This is a genomic window from Corynebacterium tuberculostearicum (genome assembly GCF_046097255.1).
GTDB lineage: Bacteria > Actinomycetota > Actinomycetes > Mycobacteriales > Mycobacteriaceae > Corynebacterium > Corynebacterium tuberculostearicum_J.
Genome location: NZ_CP175770.1, coordinates 1,188,036 through 1,212,187, shown reverse-complemented (window position 1 = coordinate 1,212,187; position 24,152 = coordinate 1,188,036). Strand labels below are relative to the sequence as shown.

At 61.3% G+C, this 24,152-nt stretch carries 20 protein-coding genes and 3 pseudogenes; 7 read left to right on the top strand and 16 right to left on the bottom strand.

Translation table 11 applies throughout. The annotated features are described in order from the left end of the window. Nucleotides 1-3: 3 nt before the first annotated feature. A pseudogene (locus tag ACKFRY_RS05805) lies at nucleotides 4-2,012 on the top strand (TPM domain-containing protein). 103 nt (nucleotides 2,013-2,115) lie between these two features. Here the strand turns inward: ACKFRY_RS05805 and ACKFRY_RS05800 are convergent. The 3 genes from ACKFRY_RS05800 to ACKFRY_RS05790 are packed head-to-tail and all read right to left on the bottom strand — an operon-like array spanning nucleotide 2,116 to nucleotide 4,447. Beyond that, nucleotides 2,116-2,556: a hypothetical protein gene (locus tag ACKFRY_RS05800; RefSeq protein ID WP_408923377.1), complete on the bottom strand. Its 441-nt coding sequence runs from the start codon at nucleotides 2,554-2,556 to the stop codon at nucleotides 2,116-2,118. Further along, nucleotides 2,556-3,065, bottom strand: coding sequence for a hypothetical protein (locus ACKFRY_RS05795; RefSeq protein ID WP_239280691.1), 510 nt, complete (start codon nucleotides 3,063-3,065; stop codon nucleotides 2,556-2,558). The genes ACKFRY_RS05800 and ACKFRY_RS05795 overlap by 1 nt, the downstream gene beginning before the upstream one ends. A 2-nt stretch (nucleotides 3,066-3,067) precedes the next feature. Further along, on the bottom strand, nucleotides 3,068-4,447 hold the full coding sequence (locus ACKFRY_RS05790; protein WP_408921984.1) for a glycine--tRNA ligase: 1,380 nt from the start codon (nucleotides 4,445-4,447) through the stop codon (nucleotides 3,068-3,070). Nucleotides 4,448-4,631: 184 nt separating this feature from the next. On the opposite strand from ACKFRY_RS05790, the gene ACKFRY_RS05785 reads away from it, so the two are divergent. Together ACKFRY_RS05785 and ACKFRY_RS05780 are read left to right on the top strand one after the other, a co-directional pair. Next, a complete protein-coding gene (locus tag ACKFRY_RS05785; protein WP_005324221.1) occupies nucleotides 4,632-4,922 on the top strand; it encodes a helix-turn-helix transcriptional regulator in 291 nt (96 codons plus the stop codon). Nucleotides 4,923-4,992: 70 nt separating this feature from the next. Further along, nucleotides 4,993-5,412, top strand: coding sequence for a Fur family transcriptional regulator (locus tag ACKFRY_RS05780; protein WP_408921983.1), 420 nt, complete (start codon nucleotides 4,993-4,995; stop codon nucleotides 5,410-5,412). Between the two features lie 79 nt (nucleotides 5,413-5,491). Here the strand turns inward: ACKFRY_RS05780 and ACKFRY_RS05775 are convergent, their stop codons facing one another. The 3 genes from ACKFRY_RS05775 to era are packed head-to-tail and all read right to left on the bottom strand — an operon-like array spanning nucleotide 5,492 to nucleotide 8,018. Further along, nucleotides 5,492-6,247 (bottom strand): isoprenyl transferase, encoded by a 756-nt coding sequence (locus tag ACKFRY_RS05775; RefSeq protein ID WP_005326452.1) that lies wholly within the window; start codon nucleotides 6,245-6,247, stop codon nucleotides 5,492-5,494. 10 nt (nucleotides 6,248-6,257) lie between these two features. Then, the gene (gene recO, locus ACKFRY_RS05770; RefSeq protein ID WP_316981161.1) at nucleotides 6,258-6,974 is read right to left on the bottom strand and encodes a DNA repair protein RecO; all 717 of its coding nucleotides are present in this window, start codon (nucleotides 6,972-6,974) and stop codon (nucleotides 6,258-6,260) included. A gap of 6 nt (nucleotides 6,975-6,980) precedes the next feature. Then, a complete protein-coding gene (era, locus tag ACKFRY_RS05765; protein WP_284787557.1) occupies nucleotides 6,981-8,018 on the bottom strand; it encodes a GTPase Era in 1,038 nt (345 codons plus the stop codon). Nucleotides 8,019-8,158: 140 nt separating this feature from the next. Here era and ACKFRY_RS05760 point away from each other — a divergent pair, with 140 nt between their 5' ends. Then, nucleotides 8,159-8,734 (top strand): hypothetical protein, encoded by a 576-nt coding sequence (locus ACKFRY_RS05760; RefSeq protein WP_023021002.1) that lies wholly within the window; start codon nucleotides 8,159-8,161, stop codon nucleotides 8,732-8,734. 82 nt (nucleotides 8,735-8,816) lie between these two features. On the opposite strand, the gene ACKFRY_RS05755 is transcribed toward ACKFRY_RS05760, so the two are convergent. From ACKFRY_RS05755 to hemW, 9 genes and pseudogenes are all read right to left on the bottom strand, one after another. Further along, entirely contained in the window at nucleotides 8,817-9,833 is a 1,017-nt protein-coding gene (locus tag ACKFRY_RS05755) for a formamidase (protein WP_408923376.1), read from the bottom strand. Nucleotides 9,834-10,207: 374 nt separating this feature from the next. After that, entirely contained in the window at nucleotides 10,208-11,056 is an 849-nt protein-coding gene (gene pdxY / locus ACKFRY_RS05750; protein WP_005324206.1) for a pyridoxal kinase PdxY, read from the bottom strand. A gap of 52 nt (nucleotides 11,057-11,108) precedes the next feature. Then, nucleotides 11,109-11,725, bottom strand: a pseudogene (ybeY, locus tag ACKFRY_RS05745) (rRNA maturation RNase YbeY). Then, nucleotides 11,722-12,702 (bottom strand): PhoH family protein, encoded by a 981-nt coding sequence (locus tag ACKFRY_RS05740; protein WP_040425220.1) that lies wholly within the window; start codon nucleotides 12,700-12,702, stop codon nucleotides 11,722-11,724. Before ACKFRY_RS05740 ends, ybeY begins: the two are co-directional and overlap by 4 nt. A 23-nt stretch (nucleotides 12,703-12,725) precedes the next feature. After that, nucleotides 12,726-13,485, bottom strand: a pseudogene (locus tag ACKFRY_RS05735) (16S rRNA (uracil(1498)-N(3))-methyltransferase). Further along, nucleotides 13,485-14,642 carry a molecular chaperone DnaJ gene (gene dnaJ / locus ACKFRY_RS05730; protein ID WP_408923375.1) on the bottom strand — a complete coding sequence of 386 codons (1,158 nt, stop codon included), beginning with the start codon at nucleotides 14,640-14,642 and terminating at the stop codon, nucleotides 13,485-13,487. The pseudogene ACKFRY_RS05735 and the gene dnaJ overlap by 1 nt, the downstream one beginning before the upstream one ends. A gap of 69 nt (nucleotides 14,643-14,711) precedes the next feature. Further along, the gene (gene hrcA / locus ACKFRY_RS05725; RefSeq protein WP_023020999.1) at nucleotides 14,712-15,761 is read right to left on the bottom strand and encodes a heat-inducible transcriptional repressor HrcA; all 1,050 of its coding nucleotides are present in this window, start codon (nucleotides 15,759-15,761) and stop codon (nucleotides 14,712-14,714) included. A 10-nt stretch (nucleotides 15,762-15,771) separates the two neighbouring features. Beyond that, nucleotides 15,772-16,944 (bottom strand): ATP-binding protein, encoded by a 1,173-nt coding sequence (locus tag ACKFRY_RS05720; RefSeq protein ID WP_408923374.1) that lies wholly within the window; start codon nucleotides 16,942-16,944, stop codon nucleotides 15,772-15,774. A gap of 109 nt (nucleotides 16,945-17,053) precedes the next feature. Continuing rightward, nucleotides 17,054-18,193, bottom strand: coding sequence for a radical SAM family heme chaperone HemW (hemW, locus tag ACKFRY_RS05715; protein ID WP_408923373.1), 1,140 nt, complete (start codon nucleotides 18,191-18,193; stop codon nucleotides 17,054-17,056). 147 nt (nucleotides 18,194-18,340) lie between these two features. Here hemW and ACKFRY_RS05710 point away from each other — a divergent pair, with 147 nt between their 5' ends. From ACKFRY_RS05710 to ACKFRY_RS05700, 3 genes are all read left to right on the top strand, one after another. Then, nucleotides 18,341-19,735: a hemolysin family protein gene (locus ACKFRY_RS05710; protein WP_408923372.1), complete on the top strand. Its 1,395-nt coding sequence runs from the start codon at nucleotides 18,341-18,343 to the stop codon at nucleotides 19,733-19,735. Further along, nucleotides 19,735-20,793: a CNNM domain-containing protein gene (locus ACKFRY_RS05705; protein ID WP_005324190.1), complete on the top strand. Its 1,059-nt coding sequence runs from the start codon at nucleotides 19,735-19,737 to the stop codon at nucleotides 20,791-20,793. The genes ACKFRY_RS05710 and ACKFRY_RS05705 overlap by 1 nt, the downstream gene beginning before the upstream one ends. A gap of 228 nt (nucleotides 20,794-21,021) precedes the next feature. Next, a complete protein-coding gene (locus tag ACKFRY_RS05700; protein ID WP_408923371.1) occupies nucleotides 21,022-21,894 on the top strand; it encodes a hypothetical protein in 873 nt (290 codons plus the stop codon). Between the two features lie 225 nt (nucleotides 21,895-22,119). Here ACKFRY_RS05700 and ACKFRY_RS05695 read toward each other — a convergent pair whose 3' ends face one another. Then, a complete protein-coding gene (locus tag ACKFRY_RS05695; RefSeq protein ID WP_408923370.1) occupies nucleotides 22,120-23,826 on the bottom strand; it encodes a hypothetical protein in 1,707 nt (568 codons plus the stop codon). Nucleotides 23,827-24,152 lie beyond the last annotated feature (326 nt).

Here is a 24,152-nt window from a genome sequence, read left to right as displayed (position 1 = left end):
GGCATGAATTTGAGTGCACGTTTGGGCCGCGCGGCCATTGCCGCTTTCATTTTGGGCTGCACCTCCCTCGGTGCGGGGTCTGCCTTCGCCGCCGAGACCACCACGGTGGCGCAGGGCACCGATACGGCAGCCCTAACGGAAAAGGTTACCGATGATGCGGGTGTATTAAGCACCCAAGAGAAGGCCGAGCTCAGGGAGAAGATTGGCCAGCTGCAAAAGGACGAGCACTTGACGCTCTTTGTCTATATCACCGATGAGCTGGGCACGGATCCGGAGAGCTTTGCTGGCCAGGCGGTCAAGGACAAGGGGCCGAACTCCGCGGTCTATGTGCTATCCATCAATGACCGCAAGATGGGCGTGCAGGCCGGCGATGCATGGCCTAAGGGCCGGCTGGACCAGATGTATGACGCCGCCTATGACAAGCTGGCCAGCGATGAATACGGTGCTTCGGCCGTCGCGCTTGCCGACGCCGCCCTGGGCAACTCCGCCTCCGATTCCTCCGGCCTGGCGTGGCTGGGCGGTGGCGCGGCCGCCATCGTCGCCGCCGGTGGCGGAATCATGTACTACTCGCGCCGCAACACCAAGAAAAATAATGCGCAGACGCTGGAGTCCGCCCGCGAGATTGCCCCGGGCGATACCGATCAGTTGGACCGCCTGCCGCTGGAGACCTTGGACCAGCTGGCCCAGGAGGAGTTGGTCTCTACCGATGAGTCCATCCGCCGCGGCAAGGAAGAGCTCAATATCGCGCTCTCTGAGTTCGGTCCCGAGCGCGTGCGCCCCTTTACCAAGGCGATGAACCACTCCACTTCTACCCTGCAAAAGGCCTTCCACCTGCGCCAGCGCCTGGATGATGCCGTGCCGGAATCCCCGGCCGAGCGCCGCCAGATGCTGGTAGAAATCGTCTCCTCCTGCGGCCAGGCCGATGATGCCCTGGACGCGCAGGCCGAGGAGTTTGCCAAGATGCGCGATCTGCTCATCCACTCCGATGAAAAGCTGGATGAGCTCACCCAGCGCACCGTGGGCCTGCGCGCCCGCCTGCCGGAGGCCGAGTCCACGCTGGCCGGCCTGAAGTCCAACTATGACGAGCACGTGCTCTCCTCCATTGCCGATAACCCCGAGCTTGCCGCCGCGTCCCTCGATGAGGCCGAAAACTGCTCGACAAGGCCCGTGGGGTCCAGGCCCAGCCGGCCGGCCAGCAGGGCCCGCTGGTGGGACTTATTCGCGATATCGAGCACGCCTGCGAGATGACGGATCGCCTCATTTCCGGCGTGGAAAACGCCGAGGAGAATATCGCCACCGCCCGCGGCAACCTCGAGGCGCTTATCGCCGAGGTCGAGGGCGAGATCAACGAGGCCCGCGAGCTCGAGCGCCAAGGCAAGGCACAGGGAACCACCGCGGATTGGGACAAGCTCGAGGATCTGCTCGGCCGCGCCGGCACCGCCGTCAACGAGGCCAAGGCCCACGGCCAACAGGATCCGCTGGGCCAGCACACCGCGCTGACCTCCATCGATACCGAGCTGGATGAAGCACTCGACCGCGTGCGCGAGAAGACCTCCACGCACGCGCGCCAGCTAGACCTCTTCCGCCAGCAGATTTCCGTAGCGGAATCCAATATCCAGGCCGCAGAAGACCTCATTTCCTCCCGCGGGCGCATCATCGGCTCGGGTGCGCGCACCGCGCTTGCCGACGCCAAACGTCTCCACGCCCAAGCCCTCCACACCGAGCGCAGCGATATCCGCGCCGCCCTGCAGTCCTCCCGCGAGGCGGTGGCCGCCGCCCAGGCGGCGCTGCAGCGCGCCAAGGAGGACATCGACGAACACCGCCGCCGTCAGCAGCGCCAGCAGATGGGCAACGCCGCCGGCAATGTCGTAACCGGTATGGTCCTCGGCCAGATGCTCAGCGGCGGCCGCGGCTTCGGCGGTGGTTTCGGAGGCGGCGGCTTTGGTGGGGGCAGCTTTGGTGGCGGAGACTTCGGCGGTGGCGGAGGCGGCTTCCGCGGCGGCTCCTTCTAGCCCGCCCATTCCGTCTAGCCCGGCCAGTCCGCCCCACGGCCCGGCAGCCCTGCCCTAGGCTCGCGCGCGGGTGGCCCGGCTCCCAGCTCTCCCCGGCGCAGGGCTAGGTGCGCAGGGTGCGCGGGGTGGCGTCGAGAAGCGCGCAGGCGTAGCTCAAGAAGATGGCGTCGAGCTCCGGCAGATCGCCCACGCTCACGCGCAGGCCATCGCCGGCCGGCGCGGTGCTGGCAACCTCGGCGCCCGTGCCGCGGGCCACGATGCGGCGCTCGCGGCGGAAGGGGTTGCGGCGCTCGAGAAGGTACTCGCGGTCAGCGCAGGTTGCGCGCAGGCGGGTGACGGTAATCCCAGCCTGGGTGACCGAGAAATCCTCGCCCGCGGCGGTCTGCGCGCGCAGGAAGAACCGCGGGGAGGAAGAATCCAACGAGGATTCTAAGGTGAGGCGCTCGCCGGCCGTGGTGGCAAGCACACCGTCGCGCACGGAGGCAAGCTCGTGCCCCTCGGCGTTGGTGAGAGCGCCCGCGCGCCAGGTCCACTGGATAGGCATTAGAGGACGAATAGCGCGACGAGGGCGACGATGGACGCCAGGACCAAGGTGATGATCCACGCCCAGGCTTTGCCCTGGGTATTGGCATCCAGGATGACGCGGGTAAACCAGCTCAGGCCGGCGATTTCCGCGCTGGTCAGGCCCTCGGCATCGTGCTCGAATTCGAGGATGGACTTGCGCACGCCGGAATTGCGGGCGGTGAACTGCCCTACCTTTTCATCATCGACATCATCGATGATCCAGTCGCCGCTGTTTTCGTTGATGAAGGTGAAGGTACGGCCGTTAAGCGATGCCTCCAGGCGCTTGTCGCGGCCGGGGCGGCCGGCAAGGCGGTAAATGGAGCCGTCGGCAAGCGTGGCAGAAGCGCCAAGGTCACTGACCTCGGTGCGCCAGAAGTGACCGTCCACCTCCGCGGAATGCTCCGAGAATACGCCTAGTTGCTCCGGGCCTTCCTCGGCCAAGAGCACGGGCTTTGCGCGGTCGGAGCGATCCCAGCTGGTGTAATGCATTACTAGCACCCAATCAGGCGGGCAGCGAGGTAAGCCTCGAGGTCATCGAGCTTCACGCGCTCCTGCTCCATGGTGTCGCGCTCGCGCACGGTCACGGCATCGTCCTCGAGGGTGTCGAAGTCGAAGGTGACGCAGAACGGGGTGCCGATCTCATCCTGGCGGCGGTAGCGGCGGCCGATGGCGCCGGAGACGTCAAAGTCCACGTTCCAGTGTGCGCGCAGCTTATCGGCCAGCTTGCGCGCCGGCTCGGAAAGCTCTTCCTTCTTGGACAGCGGCAGGACAGCCACCTTGATCGGTGCCAGGCGGCGGTCCAGGCGCAGGACCACGCGCTTATCGGTACCACCCTTGGCGTTGGGAGCCTCTTCCTCGTCGTAGGCATCCACCAGGAAGGCCATCATGGAACGGCCCAGGCCGGCGGCCGGCTCGATAACGTACGGGATCCAGCGCTCCTCGTTGGCCTGGTCATAGTAGGACAGGTCCTCGCCCGAGCCCTTGGCGTGGACGGACAGGTCATAGTCCGTGCGGTTGGCCACGCCTTCCAGCTCGCCCCACTTGGAGCCCTTGAAGCCAAAGGCGTACTCCACGTCCACGGTGCGCTTGGAGTAGTGGGAGAGCTTTTCCTTCGGGTGCTCGTACAGGCGCAGGTTTTCTTCCTTGATGCCCAGGTCCACGTACCAGTTGTAGCGGTCATCAATCCAGTACTGCTGCCACTCTTCGTCCTCGCCCGGCTTAACGAAGAACTCCATTTCCATCTGCTCGAACTCGCGGGTACGGAAGATGAAGTTGCCTGGGGTGATCTCGTTGCGGAAGGACTTGCCGATGTTCGCGATGCCAAACGGCGGCTTCATGCGCGAGGAGGTCATCACGTTCTTGAAGTTAACGAAGATGCCCTGTGCGGTTTCCGGACGCAGGTAGTGCAGGCCTTGCTCATCGTCCACCGGGCCCAGGAAGGTCTTGAGCAGACCGGAGAAGGCCTTCGGTTCGGTCCAGTCACCCGGCTGGCCGGTTTCTGGGTCATTGATATCTGCCAGGCCGTTTTCTGGCTCGTGGCCGTGCTTTTCCTCGTAGGCCTCAATAAGGTCGTCGGCACGGTAGCGCTTGCCGGTGTGGCGGGATTCCACCAGCGGGTCAGAAAAGACCTCGACGTGACCGGAGGATACCCAGACCTGACGCGGCTGGATGACGGAGGTATCTACGCCCACGACGTCTGCGCGGGACTGCACCATGTGGCGCCACCACTGGCGCTTGATGTTTTCCTTGAGCTCTACACCAAGAGGGCCGTAGTCCCACGCGGAGCGGGAACCGCCGTAAATTTCACCTGCCTGGTAGACCAAGCCGCGGCGCTTACACAGGTTTACAACGGTATCGATGACGGATGCCATAAGTTTTCGGACTCCTCTGGTAGGGGACAGTCTTGACAATCTCGTTCAGTCTAACCCGAAGCGCTTCCCGGCGGTGGGATTGGGGCATGAATTTAATCTGAAATAAATACAACGTATTGCAAGTATCGGGTAATATAAGGGTAACCGACAGGTAATAGGTATTTAATTGAAGGTGACATTCCCTATGACGACCACTTACAAGGCCCCAAATACTTCTGCGGCTGCCGGCGTTATCGCTGCCCTTGATTCGCCCCTACGCATCGCAATCATCTCCCGCTTGGCCGAGCGCGATCACTTTGTCCATGAGCTGGTCAAGGCCACCGGCAAGTCCCAGCCCCTTATCAGCCAGCACCTGCGCGTGCTCAAGCAGGCAGGCATCGTGGACTCCGAGCGCAGCGGCCGCGAGGTAACCTACTCGCTCATTGCGCCGCGGGTTTTGGACCTGCTTGCCGACGCCGCCAAGATCGCCTCCTAGCCCCTCCCCTCCTGCATAAAAAGCCGCCTGACTGTGCAGTTATTGAAAAAGCACTGATAATATTGCGGTCATGGCTTTACACGACAGTATTCCCAAACTAGGCGCGCGCAATACCAAGCAGCGCACCGCAGTGGTTGAGGTACTGCGGGAAATGGAGAAATTCGCCTCCGCCAAGGAGATCTACCACGAGCTCCAAGAGCGCGAGGAAAAGGTGGGCCTGACCACCGTGTACCGCACCCTGCAGTCCCTGACTGATATCGATGCAGTGGACGCGCTCCACATGCCCAATGGCGAAACCCTCTACCGCCACTGCGAGACCGACGCCCATCACCACCACTTGGTATGCACCAAGTGTGGCCGCACCGAGGAGATCGACGGCGGCCCGATTGAAAAGTGGGCCACCTCCGTAGCGAAGGAGTATGGCTTCGAGCTCACCGGCCACGATGCCGAGGTCTTTGGCATCTGCAGCGACTGCGCCGCCTCCGCCTAAACGGCCGCACGCCCTCGCGCGCAGCCACTCCCCCTCACCTCAGCCTCCAGTTTCCGGCGGCTGAGGTTTTCTTTTTGCGCTACTTCTTCACGCCACCGAAGCGGCGGTCGCGCCGCGCATACTCCTCGATGGCGGCGAAGAGGTCCTCCGGAGTGAAGTCCGGGAAGAGTTTGTCTTGGTAAATCATCTCCGCGTAGGCGGACTGCCAGAGCAGGAAGTTTGAGGTGCGCTTCTCACCGGACGGGCGCAGGAAGAGATCCACGTCCGGCATGCTCGGGTCATAAAGATGCTGCGCGATGGTTTCTTCCTTGATATCGCGCGGGTTGAGCTCGCCCGCGGCCACCTGCTTGGCGATGTCCCTAAAGCCATCTACCAGCTCTGCCCTACCGCCGTAATTCACGCACATGGCCAAGGTCATCTTGGTATTGTCCTTGGTCAGCTCCTGGGCAGCCTCGAGCTCTTTAATAACCGAGCGCCACAGGCGCGGGCGGCGGCCCGCCCACACCACCCGCACGCCGCGCTCATTGAGCCACTCGCGCTGACGGCGCAGCACGTCGCGGTTAAAGCCCATGAGGAAGCGGACCTCCTCCGGGCTGCGGCGCCAATTCTCCGTGGAGAAGGCATAGGCCGAAAGGTAGGGAACGCCGGCGGCGAGGCAAGCATCGACGACGTCGAGAAGCACGGCTTCTCCGCGCCTATGCCCCTCGGTGCGCTTCATGCCTTTTTCCTGGGCCCAGCGGCCGTTGCCGTCCATGACCAACGCAATGTGGCGCGGCATGAACTCGTCCGGGATATTCGGCGGGGTCAAAGTGCGGTTCGGGTCTGGCGTAATCACGGGCTATATTCTACTGCTCCATAACCTGCAATGCGGAAACATTGCGCTCCATGTGCCACTGCAGGTGCGCCCGCGCTAGGCGATGCCCCTCCTGTTTCTGCGCATTCGTCGGATTCGTCGGGTGATTATGCGCCAAAAGCCACAGGTGATGCAGGGTTTCCGGGTCTACCTCGGCCGCGCCTGGCGGACGGCATTCGTGGCACGCCGCGCCGCCTACCGCCGGGTGAAAGGCGTGGTGCGGGCCCGGCCGGTTGCACTGGGCGCAGTTAAACAGGCTCGGCACCCAACCTGCATGCGCCATGGCCTGCAGTAAGAAGGCATCCAGCGCCATGGTCGGGTCCGCGGTTTGCAGCTGCTCCAAGGTCGCGGTGACGGAGTCGTAGAGGTAGGGGTCTTGGGCGGCGTCGGCAAACGCAAGGCGCTCGGCCGATTCCAGCACCGCGCACGCGGCCGTGTAGCGCTCATAGTCCTCAATGAGGCGCGCGCCAAAATAGTCGACCGTATCCGCCTGGGAAATGGTAGCCAGATTCTTGCCCACATACAGCTGGACATCGAGGTTGACGAAGAGCTGCAGGCGCGAACCAAAGCGCGACTTGGCGCGGCGCACGCCTTTGGCCACCGCGCGCACGAGGCCATGATCGCGGGTAAGCAGGACTATAACGCGATCAGCCTCACCAAAGTCATAGCTGCGGATGACCACTGCGCGGTCACGATAGTTCTCGCGCATAGTGGTTTAGAACCCGAGCCTACCCAGCGACTTCGGGTCAGACTGCCAATTCTTCAGCACCTTGATGCGCAGATCCAGGTACACATTGTGGCCGAGCAGCTCGATAATCTCCTTGCGGGCATTGCCCACAATGCGACGGAAGCGCAGGCCATCCTTGCCCTCAATAATGCGCTTCTGGCCTGGGCGCTCCAGGTACAAAATGGCGTGGATATCCAGCACGCCCTCACGGGTGCGCGACGGCAGCATCTCATCAACCTGCACCGCCACCGAGTGCGGCAGCTCCGCCTTCAAGCCAGACAGGGCGGCTTCACGAATGAGTTCCTCGATGCGCTTTTCCTGGCCCTCATCGGTGATGTGGTCATCCGGGTAGAACTTCGGGCCTTCCGGCAGGTGATCCACGATGACCTGCACCAGCTCATCCAGTTGCACACCCTCCTTGGAGGAAACCGGGATGACTACCGCATTCGGGTCATCCTGGGTGAGTAGCTCGTGCAGGGCCAGCAGCTGCGCGCCAACCTGATCTTTGCTGGCCTTATCCAGCTTGGTGACGATACCGATGATCGGGGTCTTTGGCGCGATGCTGCGCACGTTTTCCAGGATCCAACGGTCACCCGGGCCAATCTTTTCATCAGCCGGGATGGTCAGGCCGATTACATCCACATCGGCATAGGTGTCTTTGACTACCTCGTTGAGGCGCTCGCCCAGAAGGGTCCGCGGGCGGTGCAGGCCCGGCGTATCCACGACGATGACCTGGGCATCATCGCGGTGAACCAAGCCGCGAATGGTGTGGCGGGTGGTCTCCGGCTGGTCCGCGGTGATCGCAATCTTCTGCCCCACCAGGGCATTAGTCAGCGTGGACTTGCCGGTATTCGGACGCCCCACAAAGGAGACGAAACCAGAGCGGAAGCCCTCCGGGGTGTCGGTGTATTGCGAATAATCAAGCGGGGCTGCCGTATTTTCGGCGCCTTCCGGCACGGCATCATCGGGGTCTTCTGGCAGGCCCTCGAATGCCGCATCAAACTGTGCATCAAAATCAGAACTCATTACCCGCAATAATAGCCCACGGAGTCAAGATCTCCGATTAGTTCATATCCAATTCGCACCGGTGACACAGCAAAGGACTAATCTATGGAGAAACCTCTTCTCCCCAGCGCATACCGCGCTAACTCTCCGAAAGGCTCCTCATGCCCCGCAAATCCCCTGCCCTACTTTTGGGCGCTGCCCTTACTCTCATCCTTTCCGCATGCTCCTCGCCTAATTCCGAGTCACCCGCCGAGACGAGTACTAGTTCTTCGGCTACCTCTTCTTCATCCGCCACCAGTTCTTCAAGTACGGCCTCTTCTGCCGCTACCATCAGCAGCGAAGAGAGCATGGCGGAAGAACCTGCAAAAAGCGCCGCTCCTGAGCCGGAGACCCAGCCTCAAACCGCGGCTGCCGAGCCGGAGCTGCTGTATTGCGATCCGGGAAATTTGACCATCATCGGTACATTTTCCGACGGCACGCAAAGGCCCACAGAGCTATGCGATACTCCCGCTCATCGCCGATCTGCACGCGCAGAAGGAGTGTGCGGCAGTCTAGACGGACGATATAAGTACCCCGAAGAATGGGCCGAGCTGTGCAATGGAGGCCTTCCGCCTTCAGATTCAGATTCGTTGAATGACTATGGCGACGTAGATGCTGGATACACGCCAGAGTCCGACGCAGTGTTAGATACGCCAGCCGATGCCGATACTGGTGCGGTAGAAGGCTACGAGTATTAGCGGGAAAGACCGCACGCTGGACAACGCCAAAGCCCTGCGCCCGTCGAAACGGGTGCAGGGCTTGCCGCTAAACTAGTGAAGCTTACTTAAACTCATCCGGCAGCGGTCCAAGCTGCGGGCCGTCCGGGTAGTACTTCCAGCCATCCTTGATGCGGACGTCGTCAGCCCACGGCAGCTTATACTTGCCCTTAGCCAAGTCCTCGACCCAGGTGAGATAGTTGTCGGTCTTGCCGCCGGGGTAGCCCACGTATCCGCGGTTGCCCAGGTTGAAGATGTTGTTTTCTAGGCCCCAATTGATACGGGCCTTGTCAGCCAACTCTGGGAAGATTTCGGCGGTGACGATCTCGCCGGGATTGCGGTGGCCCTCAGAAATCATGTGGCCGTCGTAATTGCAGACGTTACCTTCACCGAAGTAGTAGAAGGTGTTGTCGTAGCCAGCCAAGTTTACGGATGCGGTGTACATCAGGTTCTGGAGGGCATTCGTCTTATTGGTCATGATCCACTGATCCTGGGTCTGTGTGGAGTAGCCAGAGATGCGGATATAAACGTTGGCGCCCTTGTATGCAGCCTCGCGTGCGAGCTCAGGGAACATGCCATCGTGGCAAATGTTTACGGCAAGCTTGGAACCCTTCGGGCCGTCGCAAACCGGCATGCCCAGATCGCCTGGGTACCAAGGCTCGATGGGAGTCCATGGCTGCAGCTTGCGGTAGTGCAGTGCGATTTCGCCATCGGAGTTGATGATGATGGCGGTATTAAAGGGCGGCTTTCCTTCCTCATGGTTTGGCTCCATGATGGAAAAGACGCCCCAGACATCATTGTCTTTGCAGGCCTGCTTGAACTGGTCCACCTTTGGGTCATCGAGGCCGATGAGGAATTCATCATAGGACCAAATCTTGGTGTTGAGACCGGAGGAAGAATATTCCGGGAAAACAATAAGGTCGAGGTCTGGGTAGCCGGCCTTGGTGGAACCCACCATGCGGCAGATTTCGTCCACACTAGCCTGGACGTCTTCCGGGGTATTGACCACCGGAACGGGATACTGAATGAGGGCCATCAACAGGCCGTCGGGGGATGCGCTAATGCTGCCGGTGCTGGACATAGTGGACTCCTATCGCAAAGTAGATGATGTGACGGGAGCCATATTACCGACGCACTAGTGGTACGTCACACTATTAGCCCGGAGAAGTAGTCTCGTATAAGAGACTCATCGTAAGCCGCCTTTGATGAAATAAGAGAGCCGAGCTGAGGGGAAGGCTACTCAGCTCGGCCGACACTCGATAGACCTTGGGTGGGCGTAGGTACGGGTTCTTAAGGGGGCGGAAAAGAAAAGTCGAAAGAGATCAGGCTGAATTGAGGGCGAAAAGGCCAATCTGAGGGGTAATTTTCCTCAGATCGGCCCGATCAGAATGGACCTAACTTTAGGAGGCCCAATTTAACGGGATCCCACGCGCGAGAACGCGGGCCGCGCAGGGTTTAGAGCTCCTCGGCGCTGAATTGCATGCGCGGGTGCGCAAAGACGTCCTGGGACTGGATGAGCTGGAGCTCGGAGGTCTCAGCCTCGTAGGTGTTTTCTAGCAGGTCATACACGGAAGAGGCGGTGCGGCGCAGGGACTCCTTGACGTCGCTGGTCTCGGTGTAGTGGCCGGTAAACAGGGCGGCGGTTACGTCGCCGGAGCCGTTGCGCTTGAACGGCAGCAGCGGCGTGGATACGAGGAAGGCGCGGTCGCCGTCGACGGCAAGCATCTCAATCTGGTCGTCGGCAGTCTCGGGGCGCTTAACGGAGGTCACCAGCACGGTCTTTGGGCCGATTTCCTGCGCCTTCTTTACTGCGGCGAGGGTCTGATCAAGTGTGCCGACCTCGGAATCGGTGAGGTAGCCCAGCTCAAACTGGTTGGGGGTGATGATATCGGCGACGGGCACGACGCGGTCGCGCAAAAGCGGCGGGATCTCATCGGAGACGAAGCAGCCGGACTTGGCATTGCCCATTACAGGGTCGCAGGCGTAGAGGGCCTTGGGGTTGGCAGCCTTGATGCGGCGGACGGTTTCCACGATGGCGTCGGCAATGTCGGCGCCGCCCTGGTAGCCCGAAAGGATGGCGTCGATCTGCGGGAAGGCGCCGCGCTTTTCAATGCCATCGATGATGGAGGTAACGTCGCTGGCTGGAATCATCGGTCCGCCCCAGTCGCCGTAGCCGGTGTGGTTAGAGAAATTCACCGTGTGGACCGGCCATACCTCATGGCCGGCGCGCTGCAGGGGAAAGACGGCCGCGGAGTTGCCAACGTGGCCGTAGGTGACGTGGGACTGGATGGAAAGGATAGTCATAGCTACCCATTGTGCTACGCTGCCCGCGCGCTCACCAAGGAAAAGACAAAAATTATTCCTCGGGGCGATCTTGTGGCTCGCCCACCGCAGGGATTCCGCCGCCGGGAACCTGCTTGTCTAGGTTGGCGCGCTCGGCGGCGTCAGGAAAAGCCTTCGGACCAGAAGGCTTGGGCTGATAGGAAACGCCACGCTCGGCTGCGTCGTCGTACCAATCCGCGAGCAGCTCGTTTTGGCGGCCAAACATTTCCTTCTCCTCGGCCGGGGTGGAGTGGTCATAGCCCAGCAGGTGCAGGCAACCATGGACGGTAAGCAGGGCCAGCTCGTGGCCTAGGGAGTGGCCGGCGGCCTCCGCCTGGCGCAGGGCAAACTCGGGCACAGGACGATATCGCCCAGCATGGCCGGGCCCGGGTCGGCGGCATCGGGGCGGCCGCCACCGGCGATGGCGCCAGGGGTGAGCTCATCCATGGGAAAGCTCATAACATCGGTGGGGCCTTCCAGATCCATCCAGCGCACGTGGAGATCCTCAATGGTCTTCAGATCCACACAGGTGATGGTGCACTCGGCATCGGGGTTGATGTCCATCGCGCCGAAGGCATAAGAGGCGACGTCAATCAGCATCTCCTCGTTGACGCCTTCGAAGCCGGATTCATTGAGAAACTCGATACTCATTCCATTTCCTCGTATTCTGCGGCTTTCTTATTATCAAAGGTCTCATACGCATTGACGATGCGCCCGACCAGCTGGTGGCGCACCACGTCCTTAGACCCAAGGTCCGCGAAGTGAATATCATCCACATTGCGCAGGATGCGGCGCACGATGCGCAGGCCCGAGACCTGGCCGTGCGGGAGGTCTACCTGGGAGATATCGCCGGTAACCACAATCTTGGAACCAAAGCCCAGACGGGTGAGGAACATCTTCATCTGCGCGGGCGTGGTGTTTTGGGCCTCGTCCAGGATGACAAAGGCATCGTTCAGCGTGCGGCCGCGCATATAGGCCAGCGGGGCGACCTCGATGATGCCGGCTTCCATGAGCTTAGGAATCATCTCTGGGTCGAGCATGTCCCGCAGGGCGTCGTACAGCGGGCGCAGGTACGGGTCAATCTTGTCATTGAGCGTACCCGGCAAGAAGCCGAGCTTCTCCCCTGCCTCCACGGCCGGGCGGGTGAGGATAATGCGCGAGACCTGCTTGGTCTGCAGGGCCTGCACGGCCTTGGCCACCGCCAGGTAGGTCTTGCCGGAACCGGCCGGTCCAATACCAAAGACCACCGTATTATCGTCGATGGCCTGCACGTATTCGGACTGCCCCACTGTCTTTGGGCGGACGGCTTTGCCGCGGCGCTTAACGATGTCCGCCGCCAGCGCCGCCGATACCGACTGCGGCGCCTCCACGGCCACCATGTCCATGGTGTGCTTGACCGTATCGGTGGACACGGCGTGGCCGCGGCGGGCGATTGCCTCGAGCTCATCGAGGATCTTGGCGGCGCGGGCCACCTCATAATCAGGACCGGTGACGGTGACGACATTACCGCGGGCAAAAAGGTCCGCATCCAGGCGGTTATTGAGCACGCGCAGGTTATCGTCCGCACTACCCAGCACACTGCTGACGTAGGCGGAATCTAGCTCACATTTCTTCGTGATGATAGGCACGTGCTTTAGGCTACCAGCGCCTGCTACCAACGCTCGGTGCGCATGCCGATTGCCGCCAGCGCCACCATTGCCGCGCTCGCTGTACGCAACACTTCCGGGCCGAGCTTGATGGGCGTGGCGCCGGCTTCTTTGAGGCGGGCAAGCTCGGCCTCGCCGATGCCGCCCTCGGGGCCGACGAGCAGGACGACATCGTCCGTCAGCGGCACGTCCTTAATGGAGACGGTTGCTTCCTCGTGCAACACGAGCACGGTGGGGGCGTTGGAGGAAGCGCCGTCGCGGCCACCGGTGAGCTCTTGAACGAGCTGCGGGGTGGTCAGCGGACCGCGCACCTGGGGGATGCGGGCGCGACGGGATTGCTTGGCCGCGGAATCCGCGGCCGCCTGCCACTTGGCCACCGCCTTCGGAGCCTTCTTGCCGTCCCATTTAGCCACGCAGCGATCCGCCTGCCAGGCGATAATCTCATCCGCGCCGGCCTGAGTGGCCAAATCCACGGCGAGTTCGGCGCGCTCGGATTTCGGGATGGCCTGCACCACGCTCACCCGCGGGGTGGGATCGGGCGCGGTGTCGATGAAGTCGACCGTGCCTTCCATGGAGTCCTTGCCCGAGGTAGCGGTGATGGTGAGGGTAAGGCGGGTACCGGTGCCGTCGATAAGCTCGAGGCGCTCGCCCTCCCTCATGCGCTTGACCGTCACGGCATGGCGGGCCTCTGGGCCGGAAAAGCTGAAAGCCTCGCCGGTGCGCGCGGCGGAAGAGATCCGGGTGGATGAAGACGGGCAGCGACATTAGCGGCGGAACTTATCGCGGAGGCGGCTGAAGAAGGATTCCTCTTGGCCGTCGCCGGTGGTACGCACGCGCGCGCCCTCGTCGCGAGAGTTGCGAATCTTCTCCAGGGCCTCGCGGGTCTTGCGGTCCAGGTCCTTGGGCACAACGACGTCCACGTGGGCAAAGAGGTTGCCGTAGCCATCGGTACGCAGGCGCGGCATGCCGGCACCATCGACCTTGATGGACTCGCCCGGCTGGGTGCCCGGCTCGATATCGATGGTGAGCTCTTCGCCACTTAGCTGTTCGATGGTGAAGTTAGTGCCCAGTGCTGCATCGATCATCGGCACGCGCACGGTGAGGTTCAAGTCATCAGCATTGCGCTGAAAGACGGGGTGATCCTCCGTGTGGACCTCAACGTACAGGTCGCCGGCCGGGCCGCCGCCGTGGCCGACCTCGCCCTGGGAGGCCATGCGGATGCGCATGCCATCATTGATGCCGGCCGGGATATTAACGGTAATATCGCGACGCTTCTTCACGCGGCCGTCACCGGCGCAGTGGTTGCACGGATCGGTAATGACCTCGCCAAAGCCCTGACACTTCGGGCACGGGCGGGTGGTCATGACGTTGCCCAGGAAGCTGCGCTGCATCTCCTGGATTTCACCCATGCCATTGCAGTTATCGCAGGTAACCGGCTTGGCCTTGGACTCGGAACCGGTACCGCCGCAGCTATCGCACAGCACCGCGGTATCCACGGTGACCTTCTTCTTTAGGCCGGTGTAGGCCTCTTCCAGGGTGATGCGGGTGCGCAGCAGGGCATCATTGCCCGGCTGGACGCGGGACTTCGGGCCGCGGGAGCCGCCAGCACCCCCGCCGAAGAACTCGGCGAAGATATCGCCGAGGCCGCCGCCACCGAAGCCGCCAAAACCACCCGCGCCGGCACCGGCGCCACCGCCGCCCTGTTCCATGGGGTCGCCGCCCATGTCCACGATCTGGCGTTTTTGCGGATCCAGCAGGACCTCCTGGGCCAGCGCGGCATCGCGGAACTTTTCCGCGGCAGCGTCATCATCCGGGTTCAGATCCGGGTGATACTTGCGGGCCATTTTGCGGTAGGCCTTTTTAATCTCCTGGTCAGTTGCGTTTTTATCAACACCGAGGATGCCGTAATAGTCACGAGCCACTGTAAGAGATATTCCTTCTAATTCGTCTTGTTGGGGTTAACTTGAAAAAATAATGCGCGGCCAGCCAGTTTACTCGCACTGCTCGCCGGCCAAAATTTCGCTCACATACCGTGCAACGGCAGAGACCTTAGAAATTGTTCCCGAGTAATCCATAAAGGTCGGCCCCACCACGCCAAGGCCGCCCAGCGTGGCCACCTCATCGCCCGTGCCCAGTCCGTAGCCCGTGGCCACCACGGAGGCTTGGCGCAGCTGGTCTTCCTCGTTTTCCTCACCGATAACCACGGAGACGTTGCCCAAATCGGGCACGCGGGCGAGCAGCTTGAGGACGACGACCTGCTCCTCTAGTGCCTCAATAATCTTGGGCAGACCTTCCGGAAACTCGCGCGCCACGCGCGTGAGGTTGGAGGCGCCGGCCATAATCAGCCGGTCGGAGGGCTGTTCCACTAGGGTCTCGATGAGCGTGGTGGCCACCTTTAGTACGTGGTGTCGGATATCCAAGGGGGCGTCGTCGACAAGGTGGGCGAGCTCCACGGAGGCGTCGCTAAGCGTCTTGCCCACTAGCGCGCTGTTGACGATGTCGCGCAGGCGGAAGGTCTGGTCCTGGTCGATGATTTCATCGAGCTCCACATTGCGCTGGTCCACGCGGCCGTTATCGGTGATGAGCACCAGCAGCAGGCGCACTGGGGAGAGCGCCACGACCTCGCAGTGTTTGACGCGCGAGACCTTGAGATTGGGCAGCTGGACGACGGCCGCCTGCTTCGTCACCTGCGCCAATAACTGCACCGAGCGGCGCAGCACATCCTCCAAGTCGACGCCGCCTTCCAAGAAGTTGAGCATCGCGCGGCGCTCCGGGGCCGAAAGCGGCTTGACCTCGTGGAGGGAGTCCACAAAGTGGCGGTAGCCCTGCTGGGTGGGCACGCGGCCTGAGCTGGCGTGCTGCTGGGAGATAAGGCCCTGGGATTCGAGCACGGCCATGTCATTGCGGATGGTGGCCGAGGAAACTCCCAGCTGGTAGCGCTCTAGCAGCGACTTAGAGCCAACCGGCTCCTGGGAGGCAATATAGTCCGCCACGATGGCGCGCAGGACTTCCTTGCGGCGGGCATCGGTTGAGGTAGACACTATGGCGCTCCTATTCGCTTCGGCGAATGATAAATTCTTTAAAGTTCGGGACGGTGTACCTGACTTTACCGTGCTCAGGGGAATAAATGAGACCTTTGTTTATGAGCTTAGCCCGCACCGGACCAAGAGCTTTATTATCCTTCCCCAGACGTTCACCGATTTCTTTCGTTTCCGCTGAACCATCGCCTAAGGCTGCCATGGCACTGAGATAGTCTCTTTCAGCTGGCGTAGCTCGATCCCAGCGAGCTTGGAAGAAGCCTGCGTCTAGTTGCTTTGTTCCCAAGCGAGCGGCCTGCCTTGCATCCGCAATGGTAAACGGTGAGATTTCGCCTACCTTCCAAATTTGGGATCCAAACTCCTGTAAAAAGTACGGATACTGTCCACTTGCCTCCGCAAGAAAATCCAGAGCGTCATCTTCGAATTCCACGTCTTGGCGCTCAGCGGGTGCAGATAGAGCTTTGCGCGCCGAATGCAAGCCAAGGCGGTCAATGGTGTGTACCTCGAACATTCGCTCCGCATAGGAGCGGGACCGTGCAACTTTGCCAGGCAGACTCGGAAGACCAGCGCCGATAATATAAAAGGGTAACCGGTTTTGCCCAGCCTCATGCTGTGCCGAAATTAATGCCTCCAGCATTTCCTCATCAAGATCTTGCATTTCATCGATGAAGAATGCGAGGGCCTTGCCGTCCTTTACCAGCGTTTCAGCCACAGCAGAGGTTACGTCCTGTAGGTCGAGCTCGAGGTTTCCGGTAGCAGGAGCTAAATCCTTAGCCTCCACCCCTAGGTTCAATGCTCCGCCTCCCAGGGAAAGATGAAATGAGGCAACTGCACGAGACAGTGCCAAAGCACTCTCTTTCACCAACGCCTTCGCACGGTAGCGCAGCGAAGCTTTTCCTAGCCCGTTGGCAATTGCCCGCCGTACGCTCTCTGCCCCGCGCACTCCTTGCGAAGCTTCAACTTTTACCGTGAGCCAGTCACACTTATCGGCCCGTGATTTCAATTGGTTCAAAAGGACCGTCTTGCCGACTCCACGAAGGCCAATAAGCAACATCGGACGGCCGAGCAGACTGTTTTCAGCACGCTTAATCAAGTTGTCAAAAGCTTGTAGATCCCTGTCACGCCCGGTGAGGACTGTAGGGGCAAGTCCCGAACCGGGCGTATACGGATTTAGTGCATCGTCCATATCAAAAGACTAACAAGAAAATAGCGGAATAACAGGTTTCCCATCGACTGAGTCAAAACTAACTGGTTTGGTTTCTACTGAATTAAGTCTAAAGGTCTGGGAACGAGGATTAGGTTTCTTCGGCGACGAGGAGATCGGTGATGATGCCATCGGCCAGCAGGCGGCCGGGCTTGGTGATGCGCACGCGGTCGCCGGCACGCTCGAGCAGGCCGCGGCCGATGAAACGCTCGAGGGCGGGAGCGGCGTGGGCATCGAGCCAGGCCTCTGGGATGCCCTCGCGCAGGCGCAGGCCGAGCATGATTTTCTCCATGTGGCGGTCGGCGTCGGTAAGCGTCTCGGTTTCTTTGATGGGCAGCTCGTCGCGGCCGAGGGCGTCGATATAGCGCGAGGGATGTTTGACGTTAAAGAAACGCTCGTTGCCCAAATGCGAGTGGGCCCCGGGGCCTGCGCCCCACCAGTTGCCATCTACCCAGTAGATACGGTTGTGCTCGCACTCGCCACCGGGCTTAGACCAATTGGAAACCTCGTACCACTCGAAGCCTTCAGACTCGAGGGTGGTCGAAATCATCTCATAGCGCCGTGCCAGCACGTCCTCATCGGGGGCGGGCAGGATACCTTTATTGACCTTGCGCGCCATGCGGGTGCCGTCTTCCACGATGAGCGAGTAGGCGCTGACGTGGTCTACGCCGGTTTCTAACACTCGGTCTAGCGTTTCGCGCACGTTGTCATCGGTTTCGGTGGGCGTGCCATAGATCATGTCCAGGTTGACGTGCTCGAAGCCGGCGGCTCGGGCCTCGCGGGCGGCGTCGAAGGCGCGGCCGGGGGTGTGGGCGCGTTCCAGGACTTGGAGAACGCCCGGGGATGCGGACTGCATACCGAGGCTGATGCGGGTATAGCCGGCGTCGGCAAGCTGGGCAAAATACTCCGGTGAGGTGGACTCCGGGTTGGATTCGGTGGTGACCTCCGCCCCAGGTTTTAGGCCGAAGGTGGAACGGACGGTGTTCAGGATGCGGCTCAGGCCCTGCCCGCCCAGCAGCGAAGGCGTGCCGCCGCCAATGAAGACGGTCTCGGCCGGGCGACCCACGCGCGCGGCCGCCAATTCCAGCTCGCGGTCCAAGGCATCCAGGTATGGCCCAGTGAGATCGCGCGGGCTGCCAAGCTCGCCCGGGGTATAGGTATTGAAATCGCAATACCCGCAACGAGTGGCACAGAAAGGAACGTGGATATACAGCCCGAAGGGTTCAGTCATGGATAAAACCCTAATAGGCCGGGAACAAAATGGCCGAAAGCGGGGTTGAGCATGTAGTATGTTTCCATCTTCCCAAGTAGAAAGGCACCCTCAGTGGAACCTCCGAGTCGATGTCCCTACCTCCTTCTAGGCGGTGGGGAGTAAATCATGTTATCGGCTATTGTGATGATCCTGGCCGGCTTTGTAGTCATTGGCCTCATCATCGTCGCGAACGCATACTTCGTGGCCCAAGAGTTTTCCTTTATGTCCGTGGACCGCACGCAGCTGCGGACCCAGGCTGCTGAGGGGGATAAGACAGCCCAACGCGCGCTGGCTATTACTCAGCAGACCTCCTTCATGCTCTCGGGCGCGCAGCTCGGTATTACGATTACCGGCCTGCTCATCGGCTATGTGGCCGAGCCGCTCGTGGGCCAGGGACTGGGTACGTTGCTTGGCGGCGTCGGCGTTCCGTCCGCAGTGTCAGTCACCGTTGGTACCATCGCGGCACTTTTCATCTCCACGATTGCGACGATGCTGTTTGCGGAGCTCTTCCCCAAGAACTACACCATCGCCGCACCGATGAAGACGGCGCGCTGGCTGGCCGCCTCCACGCAGCTTTACCTGCGGATTTTCGGCTGGCTCATCCACTTTTTCGAGTACTCTTCCAATGCCATCCTCAAGGTCTTTGGCATCGAACCGGTAGAAGACGTGGACTCCTCCGCCACCGCCGATGACCTGGAATCCATCGTGGACTCCTCCCATGAGGCCGGCGATCTGGATGAAAATACCTACATGGTGCTCGACCGCCTGCTGGACTTCCCCGAACACGATGTTGAGCACGCCATGATTCCGCGCTCCCGCGTGGACGTCATTGACCCCGACACCACCCTCGGTGAGGTCCGCGAGATGATGTCTACCGACCACACGCGCTACCCCGTCATTGATGACGACCACAACCCGGTGGGTGTGGTGCATCTTATCGACGTCCTGGGAAGCGACCTGCCCGCCGCCACCAAGGCCACCAGCATCATGCAGGAGGCCGTCGTGGTCCCTGAGTTGATGCCGCTGCCGGATGTGGTGGAAGAGCTGCGCGATAGCGACCAGAAGATGGCGTGCGTGATCGATGAGTACGGCGGCTTCGTGGGCATCGTGACCATGGAGGACTTGGCCGAGGAAATCTTGGGCGATGTCACCGATGAGCACGATATCGAAGAAACCGAGGAAATCACCGAGCAGGACGAATCCCACTGGTTGGTCGACGGCGATACGCCGATTGATGAGATCGAGCGCGCCATCGGCCACGACCTGCCTGAGGGCGACTTTGAGACTGTCGCCGGCCTCGTCATTGCCCACTCCGGTGCGCTGCCTGAGGTAGGCGAGGAACACACCATCCAGCTCGAGGCCGAACCCGATGACTGGGTGGACCACGATGAGGCGCCCGTCCGCTCCCTCCGCCTGCGCGTGCAAGAGGTGGACCGCCACGTACCGTCCGTGCTCGCCATCGAGTTGGTGGAGGATTACTCCGACCACTCCGATGATGCCGATAAGAAGGAGGATGCATAATGACCGAATCGTGGTGGTTTAACCTCCTCGTTACCCTCCTTATCATCGCCGCTTCCGGCTTCTTTGTGATTATCGAGTTCTCCTTGATGGGCGCTCGCCGCAACCGTTTAGAAGAGGATGCGGAAAACTCCCGCACCGCCCGCGCCGGCCTGCGCTCGCTCAATGAGCTGACCATCATGCTCGCCGGCGCGCAGCTGGGCATTACCGCCGCCACCTTTGTGCTCGGTGCTGTAACCAAGCCCTGGGTGCACCACCTGCTCATGGCACCACTAGAAGCCGCGGGACTGCCGCTGGGCATTGCCGACGTCGTCAGCTTCCTCCTCGCCCTCTTCATCGTTACCTTCCTCCACCTCGTACTCGGTGAGATGGCGCCGAAGTCTTGGGCCATTACCCACCCGGAGACCGCCCTGCAGTTCATCGCGGTCCCCGCACGTGGCTTCGTGTGGATCTTCCGCCCGCTGCTGAAGTGGATCAACGTCATGGCCAACAAAATGGTGTCCCTGGCTGGCGAAGAACCCGTCGACCGCGCCGGTGCGGCCGGCTACGACGCTGAGACTCTGCGCACCTTGGTCGAGCACTCCCGCGAGACCGGTGCTCTGGATGATGAGTCTGCCAACCAGATTTCTGATGTCATCGAGTTGGAAAACTCCACCGTGGGCGCCATGGCCCGCGAGCACGGCTCGGAGGTAGTGCCCCTGCCTTCCGACGCCACCGTGGAGGACCTCCAAGACCTCGTCGTACGCAAGAACATCATGCGCGTGCTGGTCTTCCCCAAGGACTCCCGAGTCCCCCGCGTGGTCCACGTGCGCGATACCTTGCTGGCAGAACCAGAAACCCCGGTTCTCGAGTTCTCCCGCCCTGCCCTGTCCGTGTCTTCTTCCACCACCGTGCAAAAGACCTTGGACCACATGCGCGCTCGCAATGAGCAGCTCGTCATGGTGGGCAAGGCCGATAAGGACAACGCCGTGTGGATCCTCACCTGGGACGACATCATGGGCCAACTATGGCCGCAGATTACCGAGCAGCTAGACAAGGTCACCCCTCCCCCGGCCGTCTAGTTCTCGCCGCGTCCTCGCCCGCGCCCGCGCCCGCTTCATTGTGGCCGGCGCGGGCGTTGCCGTTTTTGCACCCACGCGCAAGGGATGTTGCTCCCGACTGTGGATAACTGTGGCCGAAACTTTCCCACCCGCCACTTCGCTCACTCGCTTTTCCCTGCGGCCTTGTTATCCACAGGCCCGGCCGCCACCTCCTCGCGCCGGCCGGCAGCGTGCCCTTTCCTAGGAGGCATGACACCACCACTGACCAATATCGACTCCATCCGCGCCAACCACCCCACCTTCTGGACCGACCTGAAAAACGGCACCTACCTCAAACTCGCACCGCGCATCGCAGTCCGGCGCGATCACTACCACTGCCTCGACTTCCCCTCCCAGCTGCGCCTGCGCGCCATCGCCGCCGCCCGCAGCGCCTATACCGCGGTGCTCATCTCCAAGTCCGCCGCCCGAGTGCACGGACTGTGGGTCATCGCCACGGCCGAGGAAAAGATTGAAATGGCCCTTCCCACCAATACGCTTCCCCACAAGGACCGCCGCCATCCCGAGCGCATCTACCGCAAAGCTTTACTCCCTGAGCCCGTCCTTGTGGACGGCACCCGCTGCGTTTCCAAGGCCCGCGCGGTTATCGACGTCGCCCGCTACCACGGCTTCACCGACGGCCTCATCGCCGCCGACTCGGCTTTGCGTTCTGGCCTCAGCCGGGAAGACCTCAAGGAAGAGTTCGCCCGCATGGGCCGGGTGCGCAATAGCCGCATCGTCCGCTCCGTAATCCACCACGCCTCTTCCCTTTCCCGCTCTCCCTACGAGTCTTTCGCCCGCGCCCTCCTCATTGAGGCCGATTTCCCCTGGCCCATGTTCTTCGAGGCGCCCTTCACCGCGCTGCCTGGCATCACGACCGCCCTATGCATCAACAGCGCCTACCTCATCGACATCATCCCCGCGAAGGCACTTCGCCATCAGCATGAGCGCCACCGACGTCTGCGCGAGGCTGGCTTCACCGTCCTCTGCTATACCCCGCGACAGCTCATCGACCGCCCCACTCGTTTCCTAACCGACCTCATTTCCACCATCTCCGCCAGACAAAAAGCCGCCCGTTCTGCCTAAGTCCACGCTTCCTGCCTCCCGCCATCCTCTACCCCGCCGCCCTTCGCGCTCACCAGCGGTGCTTTCGCCGCGGAGTCGGCTGCGCCGGTGAGCGCGAAGGGAGGGCGATGGCGAATGCCTTGCAAGAGAACCCACTGAAACTTCGCCTGCAAGAAGAAAGAGCCTTCGCGAGCATATGCTCGCGAAGGCTCTACTACTTCCAGCTAATGCCTCAACAGGAAGGTCTTACTGGTTGATGCGCCATGGGACGCTGTTCTTCGGCAGCATGCCGTGGGTGTAGAGGTAGTCAATGGTGGACAGGATGCCCAGCACCGTGCCGCCGCCTACGAGCGCAGCCAGGAAGGAGAACCCTGCGACGGAAGACATGTCTGCGTCCTTGCCGTCCTTACCGTTGATGCCATCGCGGCCGTCACGTCCGTCGCGACCGTCTCGGCCATCACGTCCGTCTCGGCCATCGCGACCATCCTGGCCATCTTCGCCGTCGCGGCCGTCCTTACCATCCTGGCCATCCTCGCCATCGCGGCCGTCACGACCATCGCGGCCATCGCGGCCGTTCTCGCCATCCTTACCGTCACGGCCGTCACGGCCATCGCGACCGTCGCGGCCATCCTGGCCATCCTGGCCATCTTCGCCGTCCTGGCCGTCCTTACCGTCCTGGCCGTCTTTGCCCGGAACGACCGCAGCTTCGGTAGTGGAAGGCTCGGTGGATTCCTCAGAAGTCGGCTCTTCAGCGGAAGTTTCTTCAGCGGAGGTCGGCTCTTCGGTGGCCGTTTCTTCAGCGGAGGTCGGCTCTTCGGTGGCCGTTTCTCCAGCGGAGGTCTCCTCGGTGGAGGTCTCTTCTGCGGACTCGGACGGGGTGGTCTCCTCAGAGGTAGCATCCTCAGAAGCCGGAGCCTCGGAAGTGGTCTCCTCAGAAGAAGGCTCCTCAGAAGGCTGGTCCTTGGTCTTCTTGCCGTTGAGCATATCGGAGCACAGCTGGCCGGCTGGGGCGTTGACGGCCGCGAGATCGGAAGCTGCGGTGGAGATGTTATTCAGGGAGTCTTCGATGCTCTTCTGCTGGTCCTTGCTCAGCTTCAGGTCGCCGGCGACGCTCGCACCTGGAACCAGGCCGGCGATGGTAACGGCTGCATTAAAGAGCTTCAAGATAACCTTGGTGCCCTTGCCAAAGGCGCCGTCGGCGAACTTAAGCAGGCCGGAGACGGTCTTCTTAGCACCATCCGGGTTGTTCATATCAACGTCGGCATCGGCGTTATCGATACGGCCGATGGCCATACCCTGGGCGCGGGAGAGATCCCAGGTAACGGTCTTGTCCTTCTCGCCTTCCTTGACCAGCTTGGCAATGCCGTCCCAGGTCTTACCGGAAATCTTATCGATGAAATCAGCCGGAACGAGGTCGCCGACAACCGGGATGATCTCCCAGACGGTCTTGAGGATCTTTTCGCCGCCATCGTAGAAGGCCTTAGCCAGCGCAAGCTTGAGGTCGAGCATGTTGCCTTCCTTGTCAGGGGCATCAGTGACCTCACAAACAAGCTTGTCCTTCTGCTCATCCTTGACCACCTTGACGTTGACGTCGCCGTTGGAGGCCTCAGTCTGTGCGAGTTCCTCGAGGGTGGTTGGCTTTGCAGACTCCTCAGAAGCCGGAGCTTCGGCGGTCTCCTCCGCGCCGTCTACGGCGTACGGGGTGATGGACTCGGCGGCGTCTTCTTCTGCGTCGAGTTCTTCCATCGCCTTATCGCCGGCGTTGTTTTCCTCCAGCAGGTTGCCGTCCTCATCGAATTCGATGCCGTTGAGGCTTACGGTACCGTCGGTGGTCTTTTCCTCGACAAAGGTGGTGTCGTCGGCGGCGACGGCGTTAGGCACAACAGTGATGGAAGAGAAGGTGGCTACGGCCACTGCGCTGGCAATGAGGCGAGAAGTTCGGCGTGCGCCCATGGTTTAACTCCCTGTAGATGTGGTTAAAGAATGTGATTGCGCGCGCCGCGTGTGGATGATGCTAGGTCACGGCGTTCGCCTGGACGGGAAATACCCTACAGCGCGTTGAGAGCATTTTCTACTTAGATCTTAAGGTTGACCCATCAACAATACCGCTGAATACAGCACCCAAGCCGCTGAACAGGAATAACAAAAATTATATGGAACGGCCGTTAACCTAAAATTTCCCTAAATGCTTCCCCGAATTAGGGCACCCTAGCGCAGAAAACTTCAACGGCCACCGAGAGAGGGAATCTCGGTGGCCGTGAACATCCCCTTGCGTGAAA